This is a genomic window from Paenibacillus sp. 79R4 (genome assembly GCF_013393165.1).
Taxonomy (GTDB): Bacteria; Bacillota; Bacilli; order Paenibacillales; family Paenibacillaceae; genus Fontibacillus.
This window is the reverse complement of record NZ_QJOT01000001.1, coordinates 34,752-52,430: the sequence shown is the minus strand read 5'-3', so window position 1 is coordinate 52,430 and position 17,679 is coordinate 34,752. Positions and strand designations below refer to the sequence as shown.

General features: G+C 48.5%; 17 protein-coding genes. 5 read left to right on the top strand and 12 right to left on the bottom strand.

The genetic code is table 11. From position 1 onward, the window contains the following. Nucleotides 1-227: 227 nt before the first annotated feature. The 11 genes from DMN77_RS00270 to DMN77_RS00220 all read right to left on the bottom strand — a co-directional run bounded on the left by DMN77_RS00270 (nucleotide 228) and on the right by DMN77_RS00220 (nucleotide 10,308). Nucleotides 228-1,034 (bottom strand): ABC transporter permease, encoded by an 807-nt coding sequence (locus DMN77_RS00270; protein ID WP_068779187.1) that lies wholly within the window; start codon nucleotides 1,032-1,034, stop codon nucleotides 228-230. Continuing rightward, nucleotides 1,034-1,882: an ABC transporter permease gene (locus DMN77_RS00265; RefSeq protein ID WP_068779186.1), complete on the bottom strand. Its 849-nt coding sequence runs from the start codon at nucleotides 1,880-1,882 to the stop codon at nucleotides 1,034-1,036. Before DMN77_RS00265 ends, DMN77_RS00270 begins: the two co-directional genes overlap by 1 nt. After that, nucleotides 1,879-2,847, bottom strand: coding sequence for an ABC transporter ATP-binding protein (locus DMN77_RS00260; RefSeq protein WP_068779185.1), 969 nt, complete (start codon nucleotides 2,845-2,847; stop codon nucleotides 1,879-1,881). Before DMN77_RS00260 ends, DMN77_RS00265 begins: the two co-directional genes overlap by 4 nt. A gap of 413 nt (nucleotides 2,848-3,260) precedes the next feature. After that, nucleotides 3,261-4,013: an SIMPL domain-containing protein gene (locus DMN77_RS00255; protein WP_306294226.1), complete on the bottom strand. Its 753-nt coding sequence runs from the start codon at nucleotides 4,011-4,013 to the stop codon at nucleotides 3,261-3,263. Between the two features lie 144 nt (nucleotides 4,014-4,157). Then, a complete protein-coding gene (locus tag DMN77_RS00250) occupies nucleotides 4,158-4,427 on the bottom strand; it encodes an HPr family phosphocarrier protein (RefSeq protein WP_068779183.1) in 270 nt (89 codons plus the stop codon). Between the two features lie 89 nt (nucleotides 4,428-4,516). Then, on the bottom strand, nucleotides 4,517-5,446 hold the full coding sequence (whiA, locus tag DMN77_RS00245; protein ID WP_068779182.1) for a DNA-binding protein WhiA: 930 nt from the start codon (nucleotides 5,444-5,446) through the stop codon (nucleotides 4,517-4,519). 5 nt (nucleotides 5,447-5,451) lie between these two features. After that, nucleotides 5,452-6,396, bottom strand: a complete 945-nt coding sequence (locus DMN77_RS00240; RefSeq protein ID WP_179013275.1) for a gluconeogenesis factor YvcK family protein — start codon at nucleotides 6,394-6,396, stop codon at nucleotides 5,452-5,454. A gap of 60 nt (nucleotides 6,397-6,456) precedes the next feature. Then, nucleotides 6,457-7,350 carry an RNase adapter RapZ gene (gene rapZ / locus DMN77_RS00235; RefSeq protein ID WP_068779181.1) on the bottom strand — a complete coding sequence of 298 codons (894 nt, stop codon included), beginning with the start codon at nucleotides 7,348-7,350 and terminating at the stop codon, nucleotides 6,457-6,459. A 215-nt stretch (nucleotides 7,351-7,565) separates the two neighbouring features. Then, nucleotides 7,566-8,516: an ROK family glucokinase gene (locus DMN77_RS00230; RefSeq protein ID WP_068779180.1), complete on the bottom strand. Its 951-nt coding sequence runs from the start codon at nucleotides 8,514-8,516 to the stop codon at nucleotides 7,566-7,568. A 257-nt stretch (nucleotides 8,517-8,773) separates the two neighbouring features. Next, nucleotides 8,774-10,033 carry a DUF438 domain-containing protein gene (locus DMN77_RS00225; protein WP_068779179.1) on the bottom strand — a complete coding sequence of 420 codons (1,260 nt, stop codon included), beginning with the start codon at nucleotides 10,031-10,033 and terminating at the stop codon, nucleotides 8,774-8,776. Between the two features lie 47 nt (nucleotides 10,034-10,080). Continuing rightward, on the bottom strand, nucleotides 10,081-10,308 hold the full coding sequence (locus DMN77_RS00220) for a DUF1858 domain-containing protein (protein ID WP_068779178.1): 228 nt from the start codon (nucleotides 10,306-10,308) through the stop codon (nucleotides 10,081-10,083). A 222-nt stretch (nucleotides 10,309-10,530) separates the two neighbouring features. Between DMN77_RS00220 and DMN77_RS00215 the strand changes: the two genes are divergently transcribed. The 5 genes from DMN77_RS00215 (at nucleotide 10,531) to DMN77_RS00195 (ending at nucleotide 15,161) form a co-directional block, all read left to right on the top strand. Then, nucleotides 10,531-11,214: a response regulator transcription factor gene (locus DMN77_RS00215; protein WP_068779177.1), complete on the top strand. Its 684-nt coding sequence runs from the start codon at nucleotides 10,531-10,533 to the stop codon at nucleotides 11,212-11,214. Further along, nucleotides 11,211-12,608, top strand: coding sequence for a HAMP domain-containing sensor histidine kinase (locus DMN77_RS00210; protein WP_068779176.1), 1,398 nt, complete (start codon nucleotides 11,211-11,213; stop codon nucleotides 12,606-12,608). Before DMN77_RS00215 ends, DMN77_RS00210 begins: the two co-directional genes overlap by 4 nt. A 192-nt stretch (nucleotides 12,609-12,800) precedes the next feature. Further along, nucleotides 12,801-13,709: an ABC transporter ATP-binding protein gene (locus tag DMN77_RS00205; protein ID WP_068779175.1), complete on the top strand. Its 909-nt coding sequence runs from the start codon at nucleotides 12,801-12,803 to the stop codon at nucleotides 13,707-13,709. 2 nt (nucleotides 13,710-13,711) lie between these two features. Then, nucleotides 13,712-14,425, top strand: coding sequence for an ABC transporter permease (locus tag DMN77_RS00200; protein ID WP_068779174.1), 714 nt, complete (start codon nucleotides 13,712-13,714; stop codon nucleotides 14,423-14,425). 1 nt (nucleotide 14,426) lies between these two features. Continuing rightward, complete coding sequence (locus DMN77_RS00195) at nucleotides 14,427-15,161, top strand: ABC transporter permease (RefSeq protein WP_068779173.1); 735 nt, start codon at nucleotides 14,427-14,429, stop codon at nucleotides 15,159-15,161. A 253-nt stretch (nucleotides 15,162-15,414) separates the two neighbouring features. On the opposite strand, the gene DMN77_RS00190 is transcribed toward DMN77_RS00195, so the two are convergent. Then, nucleotides 15,415-17,679, bottom strand: a complete 2,265-nt coding sequence (locus DMN77_RS00190) for a glycoside hydrolase family 3 protein (protein WP_179013018.1) — start codon at nucleotides 17,677-17,679, stop codon at nucleotides 15,415-15,417.

The following is a 17,679-nucleotide window of genomic DNA, read 5'->3' as shown; positions in this document are numbered from 1 at the left end:
CAGTGTTGCTTCGTGATCAAAAGCGACTTTTTGAAATTCCTCCTCAAATAAAGGTTCAAAAAGTCGGTTTTCAGCACCGGGAAGGTTGAATGAAGCCTAGGGCGTGAGGAGCGCAGTGTACGTAGTTGGTACATGAGCACCGGAAGGCCCGGTTGAATTCAAGATTCGATGTCGAATAAACCTTCAGTGTTGCTTCGTGATCAAAAGCGACTTTTTGAAATTCCTCTCTAGAAAGGAAGTACGGATTGCTTCTTTTGGCCCTTACCCTTATTCAAAATAAACTGAGCCAGGAATATCAATGTCACGCTGACGATAATCAATATCGTACATAATGCGTTAATTTCCGGGGAAATACCCCGTTTGACTTGTCCATAGATATAAATCGGCAAAGTTGTCGAATTCGGGCCGCTAACGAAGAAGCTGACCATGAAGTCATCGAGCGACATCGTAAAGGCAATAATTGCCCCGGAGATGATGCCCGGCAAAATCTGCGGCATCGTTACAAAGCGGAACGTCTGCCATGCTCCAGCGCCCAGATCCTGCGCTGCTTCCTCCAGACCATCCTTCATTCCGGCCAGACGTGTAGAGACAACGACATGCACATAAGAAATACTGAATGTAATATGGGCAATAATGATCGTCAATCTTCCGAGCGGAATATGGAATTGGGTGAACAGCATTAATAGCGACAAACCCATGATAATATCCGGAATAATGATTGGCAAGTATATTAAACCGCCCATTCCTGCCTTTATTTTCTTGCTCACCTTGCGCATCGACAACGCGGACATCGTTCCTAGCAGAGTAGATACCAAGGTAGATACCACTGCCACAATCAAAGTGTTCGTCAAAGCTTCCATCACATAGCTATTGTCGAACAAAGAGATATACCAATCAAACGTAAAGCCGCTCCAGTTCGAAGCCAGACGAGAGCTGTTAAATGAGTAAACAATGATGATAATGATCGGGATGTAAATAAAGATCATCATCAGTAAGGAGTGGATGCCGAGAAGCGGATGATTCTTGCTTTTCATTAGCTCTCCTCCTTCACTTTCAAATGTCTAGATGTCATCGCCCGATTAAAGAGAGCGATCATAATCAGCGAAGTAATGACGAATATCACGGACAAGGCTGACCCGAACGGCCAGTTCCGAGCCCCTAAGAATTGACTCTGAATGATGTTGCTGATCATCGCCGATTTGGCCCCGCCGAGAATGTCGGTAACGACGAACATCCCAGTTGTTGATACATACACGAGCACCGCACCTGTCATAACTCCCGATTTAGTCTGCGGCAGAGTAATATGCCAGAACGATTTCCAAGAGGTAGCCCCCAGATCGCTGGCCGCCTCCAGCAGCTTCTTATCCATTTGCTCGAGCGCCACATAAATTGGCAGCACCATAAACGGGATAAAGGTATACACCATCCCGAGCAGCACGGCCCCTTTAGTATACAGCATCTGCAACGGCTCATGAATGAAGCCCAGATCAAGCAGCAATGAATTCACAACGCCCTGAGTTCTCAGCAGCAGGACCCAAGCATACGTACGAATCAGGAAATTAATCCAGAATGGAATCGTAATGAGTACGAGTCCCCAGGTTTGCATTCTCGGGCCCGCGTTCGCGATATAATAGGCAAGCGGATAGCTCAGCAGAAGACATATCGCCGTTGTCACGACCGACAATACGATCGTATCCCAATAGATACCCAGATATAATGGATCGAAGAACGTCGCATAAGAGTCCAGATTGAAATGATAGACTACATTCCCGAGCTCATCGCGGTCCATGAAGGAAATGCCTACCACCATCAGCATCGGTAAGATCAGGAACAGGGATAACCATAAAAATACCGGCAGGAGGCTTAGGTTTGACTTCCTCATGATCCGATATTCACCTCATCCCGAATGTTCCAATGAACTCCAATTCTCCCCCCGACTTCCCACATATGGTTGTCTTCAGAATCGAGTACAATCGACACGGTCATTGGTTCCTCATCAAGCTGGACGATGACTTTATGGACACTTCCCAAATACTGTACATCAATAATCTCACCGGTACGCTTCGCACCATTAAGATCAGGAGTACCGTGAAGCTTTTCCGGCCGCACGGCGAACAGGCGTCCATCCTCGGAAAATATGTTGTTCTCCCCGATGAAGGTAGCCGAGAAAAGTGTCGTTGGCGTAGCATACACCTCGCGAGGTGTGCCAATTTGCTCCACTTGCCCGTTATTCATAATGACGATCCGGTCTGACATCATCATCGCTTCATCCTGATCATGCGTTACATATACAAACGTAATCCCAAGGCTGCGCTGCAAATGCTTCAATTCAGACTGAAGATTCTTACGCAGTTGCAAGTCAAGTGCACCTAGCGGTTCGTCCAGAAGCAGTACCTTGGGTTTATTTGCAATCGCGCGGGCAATGGCAACACGCTGCTGTTGTCCGCCCGATAATTGATGGGGATAGCGTTTCGTAAGCGGGGTTAATTGCGTCATCGCCACCGCTTCTTCTATTCGTTCACGCCGCTCTTTAGCAGGCAGCTTTTTCATTTTTAGTCCAAAATCAATATTATCTTCCACCGTCATATGCGGAAATAGAGCATAATGTTGAAAGACAAGGTTCAAATCCCGTTGATTTGGAGGCAGCTTCGTCAGATCTGCACCATCGAGTAATATTTTGCCTTTCGAAGGTTGCTCAAATCCTGCGATCATGCGAAGAATCGTCGTCTTGCCACAGCCGCTCGGACCCAACAAGGTCAGGAATTCCCCTTCCTTAATCGTAAGCGATAGCGGATGCACTACAACTTGTCCTGCAAAGTGCTTCTCAACCCCAGCCAGTTCAATCATGTATGCATCAACTCCTTTAGAAGTAATGGAATGTCTCAAAGTCCTCTTTAAATGGACAATCAGATATCGAGATTTAGTGTTCTGAACTGCCTCATTAAGAAAAAAAAGCCATATCCATTGGTATGGCTTTTACAGGTCTATTGATTCATTTTTGCAATATACACTATACCTTTTTTTAGACTGAGTTACAACACTTTTCTAAGCTATCGGACAGGATTTCCCTGAATCATTGCCCGAATCGACAAAATATTTGCCCACATTATGCGCAAAATGGATTTACCCCTCTCGTTTGCTAATAATATCCCCTGTCCGTTCAAAAAATAAGCGGAAAAATAGCGAAATAGCCAAAACATAAAAAGGAGCATGCCGCGTTTTCATCGCCGCATACCCCTTTTTAAACTCGCGATAGCTTCTTATTTCATCTCATAAGTAATACTTAAAGAAGTAGAAACCGTAATCTCACCTGGCTCGACAGATGTCCCTGCGTCCGAAGCCGGCATCGCCATATCCTTCATGACATAATTCTGTGCGTACATCGATACGTTGCCACCCGATTGAGTGATATTCAACGCCGCACCCAGCTGACGGTTTGCTGCCTTAGCAATGGCGTTTGCCTTCATATTGGCATTGTTCATCGCCTTCTGGATTGCCTCGGCCAAATACTGGTCCGAATTTTCTACACTGAAGTGGATATTGTCGATACGGTTAGCTCCTGCCTCTGTAGCTGCGTCGAGCAATGCTCCGACCTTCTCCAGATCACGATAAGTCACGCTCAAGGTATGCGTGGCCGTATAACCCGTCAATTTCTGACCGTCCTTCTCGTTATACGTATAATTCGGCTGTACATAGAACTGCCCTGTTTTCAGATCCTTGCTATCGATCTTCCAAGTTTCTTTGAGCAGCTTATTCACTTGAGCAACCTTGGCAGCATTGGCGCTTTGCGCTTCTTTGGCTGTCTTGGCCTGCGTCTCCACACCGATTGAGAGGTAAGCAACATCCGGCTTCACCGTCATTTCTCCATTGCCGACTACATTAATCACGTTCTTCTGCACCTCGTCCGCATAAGCTGGAGTGGCCTGGAATACTCCGCCGAACACCGGTCCTCCAAGCAGCAGCGCTCCTGTAATCATAACTACTCCTACGGGCTTCAACCATTTTCTCATCATTATACCCTCCATTACTTGGTGAATTCTAACTACTAAACGAAGATGGCTGAGAAATGTTGCAGGATTATAAATTTAATTAAAAAGACCTCCATTCAATAGTTATGAACAGAGGTCCTTCTAGTTCTTGTCGTAGCGAAAAGGCGATTATTGGTTCTCCAATTCTTCCTTGCTAACCAGGTTGATTAAAGCGTTTGCAGCCTGTTCGGCGTCCGCACCTTCAGCACTGATGTAGATTTCCGTACCGGTACTGATCGCGAGACTCATAATGCCCATGATACTTTTAGCATTCACTTTTTTATCGTCTTTCTCAACGAAGATTTCAGAAGAATATTTATTCGCTTCCTGAACGAACAACGCCGCTGGACGGGCGTGCAGACCAGTCTTCAATTTTACAACAACTGGGTTCTTGATCATAAACCTATACCCCCCTATTACATTATCAATCAACAGTTTTTATTATATTATTATAGCATACAGACCAGTAGCACACTAGCAGAACAAATTCAGGCGTTGCGAATTTTTTCCGCCATCTCATCAATTTTGCGCAGACGGTGATTTACGCCGGATTTACTAACCGTTCCTTTGAGCAATTCACCGACTTCCTTCAGATTCATATCCGGGTGGGCCAGCCTTACCTCGGCTACCTCACGCAGCTTGTCCGGCAGATTCTCCAGACCGATCTCCCGCTCCAACAGCTTGATATTATCGATCTGTCTTACCGCTGCCCCAATCGTCTTGTTCAGATTCGCCGTCTCGCAATTGACGATTCGATTGACCGAATTACGCATATCTCGCATAATTCGCACATCCTCGAACTTGAACAACGCTTGGTGCGCGCCGATAATATTCAGCAGCTCAATAATCTTCTCACCTTCCTTGATGTAGAAGATGAAGCCTTTCTTGCGTTCAATACAGCGCGCATTCAGATGAAATTCATTAGCCAGATCGACCAGCGCCCGGCAATGCTCTTCATACATCGAAGCAATCTCCAAGTGATAGGAGGAGCCCTCCGGGTTATTCACCGACCCGCCTGCCATGAAAGCGCCTCGCAAGTAAGCTCTCTTACAACAGTTTTTCCGAGTAAGCTGCGGATTAATCCCCTCTGTGAAAATAAAACCCTCAGATACGATGTGCAATTCCCTCAAAATCTCTTCGACTCGAACTGGAATACGTACAATGTATACATTGTTCTTCTTCAACCGCATCTTCTTGCGGACCAGCAGCTCCGTATGGATCTGGAAGTGCTTCTTCAACAAGGAATATATTCGCCTAGCAATCGCGGCGTTTTCCGTAGAGATATCCAAAACAACCTTTTTATTCGAAACCTGAACCGAACCGTTCATGCGAATCAGGGCGGATAACTCAGCCCTCTCGCAGCAGGGTTCTGCCTCGACCAAGGTTAATTCTTTTTTGGTTTGCGCCGCAAACGACAAGGAACTCACCCCTTCCGTGTAATCCAGTCCTGTACAAGCTGATATATATGATGGCTTAGTTTGTCCGCATCATGCCTTAAATATCTGCGGAACATGACTAGCGTATCAGCAATCACCTTATAGCCGCGGCTCGTGACGACATCCCAGTCGATCTGAACCGGCTTGGCGCCCTTCTCGGCGTAATAGTCCTGCACCTGTGTAGGAATCTCGCCGTCATTCACGATGACATAATCGAACAAATGATGTCCGACATGCTCATATACGGCCTTCAAATGGTCGCTGACCGTATAGTCATCCGTCTCGCCTGGCTGGGTCATCACGTTACAGACAAAGATCTTGATCGCATTCTTGTTCTCCAGCACCGCCTCAGCCAGCTTCGGTACGAGCAGATTCGGAATAATACTCGTGTACAAGCTGCCCGGGCCAATCAATATCGCATCGGCATCCCGAATCGCCTCTACAGCCTCCGGCAGAGGCTCAACGATTTCCGGCTCCAGGAAGATTCGTTTGATCTTGCCTCCAGCTTCGGGAATCTTCGATTCCCCAGTAACGATCGTACCATCTTCCATCTCCGCATGTAAAATGACCGCTTGGTCCGCCGCCGGCAGCACCCGTCCACGGACGGCAAATACGCGGCTAAGCTCGCGTACGGCCGTTACGAAATCACCGGAGATGTCCGTAATAGCAGCAAGAATAAGATTTCCCAAACTGTGTCCTGCAAGTCCGGAGCCTGATGAGAAGCGATAATTCAACATTTCAGACAGCAGCGGCCCTACATCGGCCAGCGCCGTTAATACGTTGCGAATATCCCCTGGAGGAGGCATATGCAGCTCGTTCCGTAAAATACCGGAGCTGCCCCCATCGTCGGCGACAGTTACAATCGCTGTTATATCTATAGGTTTGTGCTTTAATCCGCGGAGCATGACAGATAGGCCAGTTCCCCCGCCCATCACCACAATTCGTGGAATTCTTCCTTCATTCTTTCGATTGGCCACTAATTGACTCACCTCTTACTGTCGGTCCCTGCCTGCATCGCGATGGCTGACACGAACCGTCTCTGTCTCACTCGCTCCAAGCATACGGCCCAGATATTCGGCTATTGCTACAGAACGATGCTTGCCTCCGGTACAGCCAATCCCGATAATCACCTGACTCTTTCCCTCTTTACGATACTGAGGCAGCAAGAAATGCAGCATGTCTAGCAGTTTCGTTAAGAAAGCTTGCGTCTCCGGCCACTTCATAACATAATCATATACATCATCGTCTTGTCCCGTGTGTGGACGAAGTTGCTCAATGTAATGAGGGTTAGGCAAGAAGCGAACATCAAACACAAGATCGGCATCGATCGGTATCCCGTATTTAAACCCGAATGAGGTCACGTTCACCGATAGACTGCCGTCCTCCGAATGTGAGAATCTGGAGATTATCTTCTCCTTCAATTGCGAAGGCTTCATATTACTGGTATCGATGATTTGGGTCGCTGATACCTTCAATTCATCAAGCATTTTGCGTTCAAGCCGGATCCCGTCAAGCGGCATGCCTTCCGGAGCAAGCGGATGACGCCGCCGACTCTCCTTGTACCTCTGTACAAGCACCGAGTCCGTGGCATCCAGGAACAGAATCTCACTGTTCATGGTGAAATGCTCCTTGATATAGGCAAGCGACTCCGACAATGCCGTGAAAAACTCCCGGCCACGCAAATCAATCACAAGTGCGACCTTGGCGATCTTGCCTTTGGATTGTTCAATCAACTCAGCAAACTTGGGAATTAACACTGGAGGTAAATTGTCCACACAGAAGAAACCTAAATCCTCCAGACTACGGACAGCAAGTGACTTTCCTGCCCCCGACATGCCAGTGATGATTACAAGATTGGCAACGGAAGCTCCTTCTTTATCCGACATAAAATTCCCTCCTCGCAATTCTCCATTCCCTTATCTATATTTAACTTTTATAGCACAAGAGCACAAGAAAACCTGCCGTTGAATTACGGTCGCTCGTTCTTGGGGTAACTTCGATCGCTTTCTTATCAAAAGCGGACCTCTTGAGCAACCTCTATATGAATCTCTGCTTCTTGTAATATTTTATGCAGCTGATAGATGCATGTTGCCCCTATTTCTTATGAACGGAGAAATAGACCGGCTGCACCGACCATACCCGCATCATTGCCAAGTGTAGCAGGTTCAATCCTTAGTCCGGCCTGTACAGGCTCCGGTGTAAGCTGTGCAAATACACTGCGAACTTCATTAAACAAAATATCACCGGCTTTCGATACCCCGCCACCGATAATAAATACTTCCGGATTAAGCACTACAGCTACAGCTGCAAGAGATTTGCCAAGATAGAAGGCTGCGCGATTAACGATTCGCATGGCAACCTCATCACCAACCTTAGCTGCATCAAATACATCCTTCGCCGTGATGTTCTCAACCAGCGCCAGTTCTGTACGGTCGCCACGAGCTACTGCATCATTGGCCATACGGATAATTCCGGTCGCCGAAGAGACCGTCTCCAGACAGCCCATTTTGCCGCAGCCACACTGAATCGCTTCCAGATCCGGAACTACGGACATATGGCCAAGCTCCCCAGCCAAGCCGGAGAAACCTTGATATATTTTACCATCGATAATAATACCGCCGCCAACGCCCGTACCAAGCGTATAGCACACACAGTTATCAATTCCTTTGCCAGCGCCGCCCCAGGCTTCACCGAGAGCCGCTACGTTAGCATCGTTGTCTATTTTAACAGGCTTGTCCAGACGCTCCTCTAATATTTGGCGAATATGGAAGTCTTTCAAACCTACATTCGGCGCAAAAATAATGATCCCTTCGCGTACATTGGTAAAGCCAGCTACACCAGCACCAACACCTGCTACCTGTTCCCAATCGAATGGAGATTGCTCTACAACGAGACGCACATAACGCTCGATATTATCTACAATCGTCTCCGGGCCCTTATCCACTTCAGTCGGTCCCTCATACGTATGCAGAAGCTGTCCTTCTTCATTACAAATTCCGACTTTAATCGCCGTTCCGCCCAGGTCCACGCCAATGTAGATTTTTTCAGACATGATACAAGCCACCTTTTCCTCTATAATGTTCCTTAAGATTTAATTAAAATTATGACTTTTATGAAGATATACCTACGTACCAACTATAAGCGAACCCTTCTTTTCGGTCAAGAAGGGGACCACCGTAAGAGCCTATAAGGACAAGGCTTTTTACGGACGTGATCCGATTCACATATTGTGGAAATATAAAAAACCGCCTTGGAATTCACGCTTGTGAACTCTCTAAAGCGGCTCTTCATATGATCCAGTCCATCGGTTCAAGACATGATTCTTTTCTGTCCGGAAATAGCCTGGATCGGCGCGATATTCTGGGTAAACTCCAAGGTTCCCATGTACTCCCCAGCCTCGCTGCGCACGGCAAAGTAACGAATCAGAACGAATTTATCCTTCAATGGAATCCAGAAATCCTCGGCATCCTTCTTCCCGGATTTGAAATCCTCCAACAATTGATTGACAACATGTACACTTTGCGGCGGATGGCAATTCTGGACCGTACGACCGATTACCGCCTTCGTGCGAGCAAAAATCCGTTCCTTGCCATGCGAGAAATAACGAACCACATCGTTCTCGTCAATAAAGGTAAGATCTACTGGAAGATGATTCAACACCGCTTCAAGCTGTTGTACAGAGAGAATCCCTGTCTGGAACCTTACATAACCCTGGGGGATTTCGTTGCTCTGTTCTGGCTCTACAGCTGTATTCTCTATTTCCAGAGGAACCCGCTCGGGAATCCACTCCTGCTCCGGCGCCGTCAGACAGAATCCAATCTGATCGCTCTCCCGGGCGATCTTCAGCCATTCATCCTCGGTCAGCTTCTCCAAAGCCATAGGAAGCAATATATTCTCTTCTTTAAAGATCATCTCATTAACTTCCCTAATAACGAGCTCCAAATCGGTAATCAATTCCTGCTGATTGCCTTTATAATCGCTTAGCTTGCCTTTCACTTCTTTGATCATGGCGCGAATGACATCATCCACTCCCCACATCACCTTCGTCGGGCCGAAAATCCCGTATTTCTCCAGATAAGGGAAGAGCAAATTCTCCTTGCGGCTATAATGCTTGTCAAGATCAAGCAGCAGCCCCAAATCCTCGAGCAGCTTGATAATCGTCCCGGGAGCATCCTCCTTGCGGAACTGATCCAGATGCAGCTCCAGCTTGAAGTTAACGAGCCGTTCAATCTCCCGATTCTCTAATTTGAAGGTATGCACAGGATGGCCTGGCTGATCCTCAGGTCTGCTGGAACGGTGAATCTCCTCGATCGATCCTTTGAATATTGCCGTATGAACCGAACACAGCCGCTGTACCTCCGATACCGGAATACCTTCTTCCTCCATAAGAGCATGCTCCATAGCCGAGATCTCCGCAACCGTTACGTCGCCTACCGCCTCTTCAAAGCGGGCCTTCACTTCCTCGACACTCTTGCCCTGATGCAGCTGCTTGATGATCTCTTTCAGCATCTCCTGCCTCTTCGTCTGCTCCGATATTCCTTGCTCGCGATTATTAATGAGTTCGCTCACGATTCTTCCCCTCCGATTTATACTGATCTAGGCCTATTGGTTTAGCGCTATTCCTCTATGCTATAGCCTCTGTCTAAAAAGGCCTTCTTAATTACATCCATATCCAGCTTTTTCAATCTGGCTCCCTTGGGAATGGTCATGAAGCGACCGGCACTCTGCAGCATGCCAGGCTGGGTAATTTGTTCAAAGCCAAGCTCCGCCATAACCTCGATTACTTCCGGATCGGATGAGCACAGCTCGTAGACCGTCTTGCTTAAATCGATAACTTTGCCCATGTCTCTATCCCACCTTAGTCAATGTAAATAGAAGCTTTGGTGCTGGAAAATAAGTCTTCTTAAACGCAAACCTATTATCAAAAATCATTGAGAACTGTTCTCAGCTAAAACTTAACATACCTTACCTGGCCTCCTTGTGACTGGGATCACAAATTGTTTTATAATGATGTATGTTTATTTTTAGGCTTTGTTTTGCCACAATAGAGGCGGGAGGGATTTTACATGTCAGTATCAAATGCAAACTTACTATATATAGAAGATGATCAGGAGATTGGAACCTTTATTAGCGGTGAATTAAGCAGCCGGGGCTATGAAGTTACCTGGTTAACTAGCGGAGAGCGTGCCATGGAGCTAGCAGAGACAAGCAATCTGGTTATTCTCGATGTCATGCTGCCGGGGCTTGATGGATTCACCGTCGGACAACGTCTGAAGAAGCAGTTCCCGCATCTCCCGATCCTGATGCTATCGGCTCGGGCCTCGATCGATGACAAGCTTCATGGTCTGCAGTTCGCTGATGATTATTTGACGAAGCCGTTTCATCCTGAAGAATTGGCAGCCCGGATTGAAGTATTGCTGCGCCGCAGCGGGGCTCCATCGGCTGCGCCATTACAGCTGCGCCACTTACTCATTCACGAGAAGGAGAATATCATCGTGAATCAGGATACCGGAAAAGAGATTATTTTGACCGGTAAACAGTTTCACATCTTTCAATTCCTACTGCAGCATCTCGGACAAATTTTAACCAAGGAACAAATATACGAAGGCGTCTGGGGAGAGCCCTATCTGGACGGAGACAAGACATTAATGGTGCACATCCGCCATCTGCGGGAGAAAATCGAACGCGACCCAGCAGCCCCTGAGATTATTGAGACGATTCGCGGCATCGGTTACCGGGTGCGGTCATGAGACAGCATCACTGGAACAAGCCGAAATTTCGCAATTCGCTGCTATCCAGATACGTTCTGATCATCGCGATTGCTTTTCTATTCATTCCGGTGGCGGTTCCTGCCGGTCTCGTTCTGTCCTTCACTGTGAATTACTATTTCTTCCCTGAGCACCAGGTGGAACAGCCTCTAGGATACAATTCAGATGATCTGGAAAAGATGTGGCATAACGAAGCCAAGCAGCTTGGCGGTCATAAAGCTCCGGAAGAGATAGATGCCAAGCTGCGTGAGATTAAGGAGAAATATCCCCAGGCCTCTCTATTCTGGGTGGATGGTGCAGAGAGAACGCGTCTGCAGTTACCCGAACAGAGCGATCTGCCCGCAAAATGGTCTACCGAGAATACGATTCAATTCATGAAGACGGTATCCAATAAAAAAAACTTTGGCGTCGTTGCTTTTATTGGTGATGATAAGACTGGAGGGGAAGGGTTCATGGTTTTGAAGATTCCTCGCCATTATTTGATGCAGGGCAGGGAATTCGAAAACCGTTTCTATGGTCTCTTCTTGCTGATCTTGCTATCGATATTCCTGCTCCTCTCCTATCTCTTCTTCCGGAATATCCGCAAGCGGCTGCTTAACCTGGAGTCAGGCATGATGCGTACGAATAAGCATGGATTGCCGATACGAATTGATGAAGGGCGCGCGGATGAAATCGGCAGCCTGGAGAAGGCTTTCAATCATATGGTTGGCAAGCTGGAGGAAGGTAAACGGCGGGAACAAGAGGAAGAGAAGCTGCGCAAGAACTTGATCAATAATTTATCGCATGATTTACGGACACCGTTAACCGTACTGTCCGGGCATATCTATGCCCTGGATAAACAACCGCTGCCCGAAGAGGCACATGAGTCCGTACAACTCATGAAGACGAAGATCAGCGACCTCGATCATCTGATTGACCATCTGCTATCCTACAATCTGCTTACTAGCGGACGGTATGCCATGTCGGCGAAAACTCAGGATATACTCCGCATAGTCCGGGTAAGCGCCGCCGCTTGGTATCCGATCTGGGAGAAAGCAGAGCTTACGATCGACATTGATCTTCCCGATGAACCGCTGGTGTGGGAAGTGGACGAGCAGGCATTCCGTCGGATTCTGGACAATCTGTTCCAGAACCTGTACCGCTATGCAAGCTCCGGTAAATATGTAGGCATTGCTACTGTACAGAGATATGGACGGATGGCCCTGGTCATCGCCGATCACGGCCCCGGCTTTCACGCGGACGCCCCTTCCAAGGGAGCGGGACTTGGACTGGCCATCGTTGACCTCTTAATGAAGCAAATGAAACTAGTTCTGGATATAGACTCCACAGATTCAGGCACGCGCATTTATATTTATCCGGTCAGCCACTCATCTTAGGCGGTTTAAAAAATCCACTTTAATAGCAAGGTAATCATGAAGCCATTTAACATCGGAACCTTAGTTCAGCCGGACCTTTTAAACACGCGCTTATAAGGATCTGGCGGCTTCCAAATAATTAAACCATTCTTAAACTTCGGCCTTCTTTCATTTAAACTTGCCCCGGTAATATGATAGCCGAGGTGATTAATTGTGAATGATATGGTCATTCAAACCAAGGGACTAACGAAAAAATATCGCGCACGAGCCGCAGTCAATCAATTGAACCTTGAAATCAAAAAAGGGGATATATATGGCTTCCTGGGACCCAACGGGGCTGGCAAGACAACGACGATTCGAATGCTGCTCGGTCTGATAAAGCCGACATCGGGCTCCATCTCCATCTTCGGCCGCGATTTGCGTAAAGATAAATTGGCGATTCTGAAGCGGATCGGCTCTTTAGTTGAATATCCTTCCTATTATGGCCATCTAAGCGCTATCGACAATCTGGAAGCACTGCGCCGGATCCTGGACGTACCCAAATCCCGGATCGACGAAGTGCTGGAGATTGTCTCATTAACTTCAGAAGCACGCCGACCCGTTAAAGGCTATTCACTCGGGATGAGACAGCGCCTTGGCATCGCCGCTTCCCTGCTGGGCAACCCGGAGATGCTTATCCTTGACGAACCGACGAACGGCTTGGATCCATCGGGGATTCATGAGATCCGTGAGTTAATTAAAAGAATGCCGGAGCAGTATGGCATTACCGTTCTGGTCTCCAGTCACTTACTGAGCGAAATTGAGCAAATGGCCGGAACGGTTGGCATTATTCGGGAAGGCCAAATGGTGTTCCAGGATACAATCTCTAATCTCCAAATGAAGGCTTCCCATCATATCAAGCTTGTGGTTTCCGAGCCGGAATCGGCGCTTTGGCTTGCCCGGGATCTCGGTTCTATCGGCGGCCTTGAGGAGAATACATTGGTCTTCCCGGATATGCAGGACGCCAGGATCGCTGCGTTAGTCAAACGTCTGGTAGAGAATGGCCATGATATATACAGGGTAGAGCAGGAGAGAAAATCACTCGAGGATATCTTCATGCAGGTTATCGGGGAGGGGAATTAGCCATGATGCTTCGTTCGCTATCGGCTGACTTCCTGAAAATCCGCGGCAAAGGAATTTGGCTTCTCATCATTCTTGCGCCGCTCGGAGTGGTAGCTATTGAAGCGCTGAACTTCGGGCTTCGCTTCGACTACCTGGGTAAAAGATATGCCGACGACCTCTGGGGGGGTCTTATCGGGGAAACCGCCATGTTCGTTCCAATCTCCTTATATTTAGGCTGTACATTAGTCAGCTCGCTTATCGCTAATGTCGAGCATCAGCTCAATTCCTGGAAGCAACTGCTCGCGCTGCCTATCTCGCGTACAGCGGTATTTGCCGGTAAGTTTACACTTAGCGTGCTTCTCCTATTTGTATCCTGTATTGTTCTGTCGATCGGAACGATCATACTCGGGATGTCGCTGGGATTCGATGCACAGTTGCCTTGGAAAGACCTGCTTACCATGGGCTTCTTCCCATTCCTGGCGACTATGCCGGTCTTGTCCCTGCAGCTATGGCTTTCACTTACGTTCCAAAATCAGACGTTGCCGGTATCGCTAGGCGTCCTAATCTCATTGATGTCGCCCTTCCTCATGCAATTCTCCGAATGGTTCCCGTTGAACTGGCCCATAATGGCCCTTCGTTCCGAGCATCAGCTCTGGTTCATCGGTACTGGCATTGGGGTAGGGATGATTATTATGCTGATTGGCCTTGTTCATTTTAATAAAAAGGACGTGGATTAAGATGCAGACTTATGCGCGAATACTATCTTCCGAACAGCTTAAAATGTCGAAGTCGCGTCTGTGGCTTATTTTGATCGTCAGTCCCATCCTCGCCGGTCTGATCGGGATCTTCGCCAATCTGCCGCCAGGTCCGGTAGCATGGCCGATGTTAATTGCCTCCATGGTTATGCTCCATGGCATGCTGATCCTGCCGATCATAACCGGGGTACTCTCAGCCTCTATTTGCCGCTATGAGCACAATGGCGGAGGCTGGAAGCAGCTCTTGGCCATGCCGGTATCACGCGCATCCGTATATTTCGCCAAGCTAACTATCGTTGCCGGCTTGTTAGCATTCTGCCAGTTGCTTATGCTCGGGGCTTTCCTGATTACCGGAGCGTTCCATGGCATATTGGGCGATATCCCCTGGGGAACCTTGGCTATCAGCCTGATCGGCGGATGGATCGCCTGCTTGCCGCTGGCTACCCTACAGCTTGGTGTCTCCCTGGGCTGGGCCAGCTTCGCTGCTCCACTTGCCGTGAATGTCTCATTAACAATACCCAACATGCTCATCGTGAATTCACCGACATATGCTCCATTTTATCCATGGGCACAACCTTTGTTAGCCATGATGCCTACGGGGCAAAAGGAATTCGGAGCCTTCAACCTCCCGTTAGAGAGTCTGATGATCACCGTGTTAGGCAGCTTGATCGTCTTCATGATCATTGGCCTCGTCCATTTTCAGCGTAAAGAAATCTAATCGTCGGGGTTGTCCGATAAGTCGCCAGAGATGACTTGGGACAACTCCGTTTCCCTATATAAAGAGATCAAAATAACGTAGTACCTGCTTTAATATTTAATGAGCACAATGACGGCTTATTTAAAAAGATCGCTTCTACATGCTTGTTTTCGGCATAGTCGCGGCAAGCAAAGCCCCCTTAGATACGCAGCTCAGTACACATAAAAAAAGGCTACCCTGCACCAAAACTTTGTGCAGGATAGCCCGTTTTATTTTAGCGTTTGGCGTATTTCTTTGTCCGTTCGTCCTCGATTACGCCGCTCCAGTTCAGCCCATAAGCGAAATCATATACATGCTGCTCATAATCCACATGGCACTCCATATCATGCGCCACATCCTCAAGCTGCTCCTCCACCGTCCTCATATGGGCCGGCATCTGCATCGGCAGCAAGCCGGAAGGTTCAAAGGCCCCGCTTATCACATCCATGATCGCTTGATCCTGCAAGCCGAAGTTGACCAGAATCGCCTCGACCTCAGGCTCAAACTCCGCCACAACCGCCGGGTTAGAGAGGCGCAGGGATACGATGACAGGCTTGCCATTCATCCGTTTCTTCGTCTCCAGCACCATATCCAAATCCGACTCATTTTTAGACGATACCGTCTTACCTTTATAGGAGCGATTCAATACATCGCCATCACGAGCATCTCCCGCCAGACTCGTCTCGCGTGCATGTTCGGCTGTATATGGACGATATTGAAGGCTTAATGGAACATATCCGTTGCCCCCCTGCTCCACATCCTCACGGCTGTATCCGGTCATCCCGGAGCTTGGGCCTTCGATAAACACTAACGCGAAGTCCGCTTCTTCCGGATTCTCCGTGACTGTAAAATAACGACTCACAATATCGAGATTCACCGGGTCCACCAGCTTCTCTGCAACCGGGTTTCCGAACCAGTCATGGCCCGCTGCGATATACCGTTTTGGAATATACACTTTGCTCTTTGCTGCTAATGGCAGCACACTCTCCTTATTCTTAAGCATAACAACGGATTTCAACTGTGCATCATAACCGGCTTGCATAAATTCAGGTCGGCCGACCGTCTTGGAGCTTAACACCGGATCCAGGTACGGATTCTCAAACAACCCCAGGCGGAAAATATTAAGCAGCAAACGCACTGCGGATTGCTCAAACCGTTCGCGCATATAGGCTTCGCCGTGCTCGGCCACACCCATCCGGTAAGCCTCCAGCACAGGCCCTTTATCATTGTTTCCGCCGAATTGATCTGCCCCCGCCATCAGCACCTTATAATGACGCTCAGCTACCGTAAGACCTTCAACCCCCCATGACTTACCGCTCAGGAACTCATCGCGACTCGTCTCATCGCCAGTAATCATCCAGTCCGTACATACTACACCTTCGTAACCATACTTATCGCGCAGCAAATCCTTGATCAGATAACGGCTATATGAATTGCCGACATTCTCATAATAGACTGGATCCTGATCCGTCGAAATCGTATAATACGGCATCACCGCGGAAGCTTGCCCTGTCTTGCCATCCAGCTTAAAGGCTCCATCTACAAAAGGAAGCAGATGCTCTTCAAAGTTATTGCCCGGATAAACTGCATACTTCCCGCTGCCGAAATGCGCATCCCGGCCGGACTCGCCAGAACCGCCGCCAGGCCAATGCTTCACCATCGCATTAACGCTATCATAGCCCCAGCCTTCGACCAGTTCACTCTCGCCTTCGGAATTCTGAAAGCCATCTACATAGGCCCTGGCCAAATCAGTCGAGAGTTTAGAGTCCTCGCCAAAGGTACCGTTGAAGCGGAACCAGCGCGGATCAGTCGCCATATCGATCTGCGGCGACAATGCTGTGGTCAGACCAAGCGCTCGGTACTCCTTGGAAGCAACCTCGCCGAACTGCTTCACGACGTCCGAATCGAAGGACGCCGCCAGGCCCAACGTCTCCGGCCACATGGAGATCGTGCCGCCTGAACCGGCATTGAACTCGGAACTCGTCTGTGTCCCATGCCGCGGATCAGAGCTATTGTTGGCCGGAATCCCCAGGCCCACTCCCTCAACAAAGGCCTGAACCTGGTTGTTCCAACGGGCCGCCACCTCCGGGCTCTCTACCGCAGCGACGAGAATATGACGCAGATGATCCTTGGCGAGAAAACCCATCTGCTCATCTGTCATCTCCCAAGGCTTGGCACCGCTCTCCTCGTAACTCTTTCCTCCATAAGTGCCTGAGAACCAACCGCCGCTGGCTGCCGGCACATTCTGGTGACTGCTGTACAGCATCAAACCGGCGATTTGCTCTATGGTCATTTTTGAGGCAAGGTCCTTGGCCCGCTCTTCCGCTGGCAATCTCCAATCCTCATATTTATCCAGCTTGCCGTCCTTGCTCAGGTCCTTGAATAAGAGACCGTCCTGTTCCAGAATCCGGACACCCGACGAGGTAGAATACCCAAGCGTTGGCCCTCCCGAATTTTGTACATACCTAATTTGCTTGATAGTATCCTCTTGCTCTCCCAT

Bases quoted from the DNA above. Each gene is read 5' to 3' on its own strand.
- DMN77_RS00230 (WP_068779180.1), bottom strand. From the start codon at position 8,516: ATGTCTGAAAAAATCTACATTGGCGTGGACCTGGGCGGAACGGCGATT.
- DMN77_RS00265 (WP_068779186.1), bottom strand. From the start codon at position 1,882: ATGAGGAAGTCAAACCTAAGCCTCCTGCCGGTATTTTTATGGTTATCC.
- DMN77_RS00190 (WP_179013018.1), bottom strand. From the start codon at position 17,679: ATGGGAGAGCAAGAGGATACTATCAAGCAAATTAGGTATGTACAAAAT.
- DMN77_RS00220 (WP_068779178.1), bottom strand. From the start codon at position 10,308: ATGGGCAAAGTTATCGATTTAAGCAAGACGGTCTACGAGCTGTGCTCA.
- DMN77_RS00250 (WP_068779183.1), bottom strand. From the start codon at position 4,427: ATGATCAAGAACCCAGTTGTTGTAAAATTGAAGACTGGTCTGCACGCC.
- DMN77_RS00215 (WP_068779177.1), top strand. From the start codon at position 10,531: ATGTCAGTATCAAATGCAAACTTACTATATATAGAAGATGATCAGGAG.
- DMN77_RS00260 (WP_068779185.1), bottom strand. From the start codon at position 2,847: ATGATTGAACTGGCTGGGGTTGAGAAGCACTTTGCAGGACAAGTTGTA.
- DMN77_RS00270 (WP_068779187.1), bottom strand. From the start codon at position 1,034: ATGAAAAGCAAGAATCATCCGCTTCTCGGCATCCACTCCTTACTGATG.
- DMN77_RS00255 (WP_306294226.1), bottom strand. From the start codon at position 4,013: ATGATGAGAAAATGGTTGAAGCCCGTAGGAGTAGTTATGATTACAGGA.
- DMN77_RS00195 (WP_068779173.1), top strand. From the start codon at position 14,427: ATGCAGACTTATGCGCGAATACTATCTTCCGAACAGCTTAAAATGTCG.
- DMN77_RS00240 (WP_179013275.1), bottom strand. From the start codon at position 6,396: ATGGGCGGGGGAACTGGCCTATCTGTCATGCTCCGCGGATTAAAGCAC.
- DMN77_RS00210 (WP_068779176.1), top strand. From the start codon at position 11,211: ATGAGACAGCATCACTGGAACAAGCCGAAATTTCGCAATTCGCTGCTA.
- DMN77_RS00200 (WP_068779174.1), top strand. From the start codon at position 13,712: ATGATGCTTCGTTCGCTATCGGCTGACTTCCTGAAAATCCGCGGCAAA.
- rapZ (WP_068779181.1), bottom strand. From the start codon at position 7,350: ATGTCGGATAAAGAAGGAGCTTCCGTTGCCAATCTTGTAATCATCACT.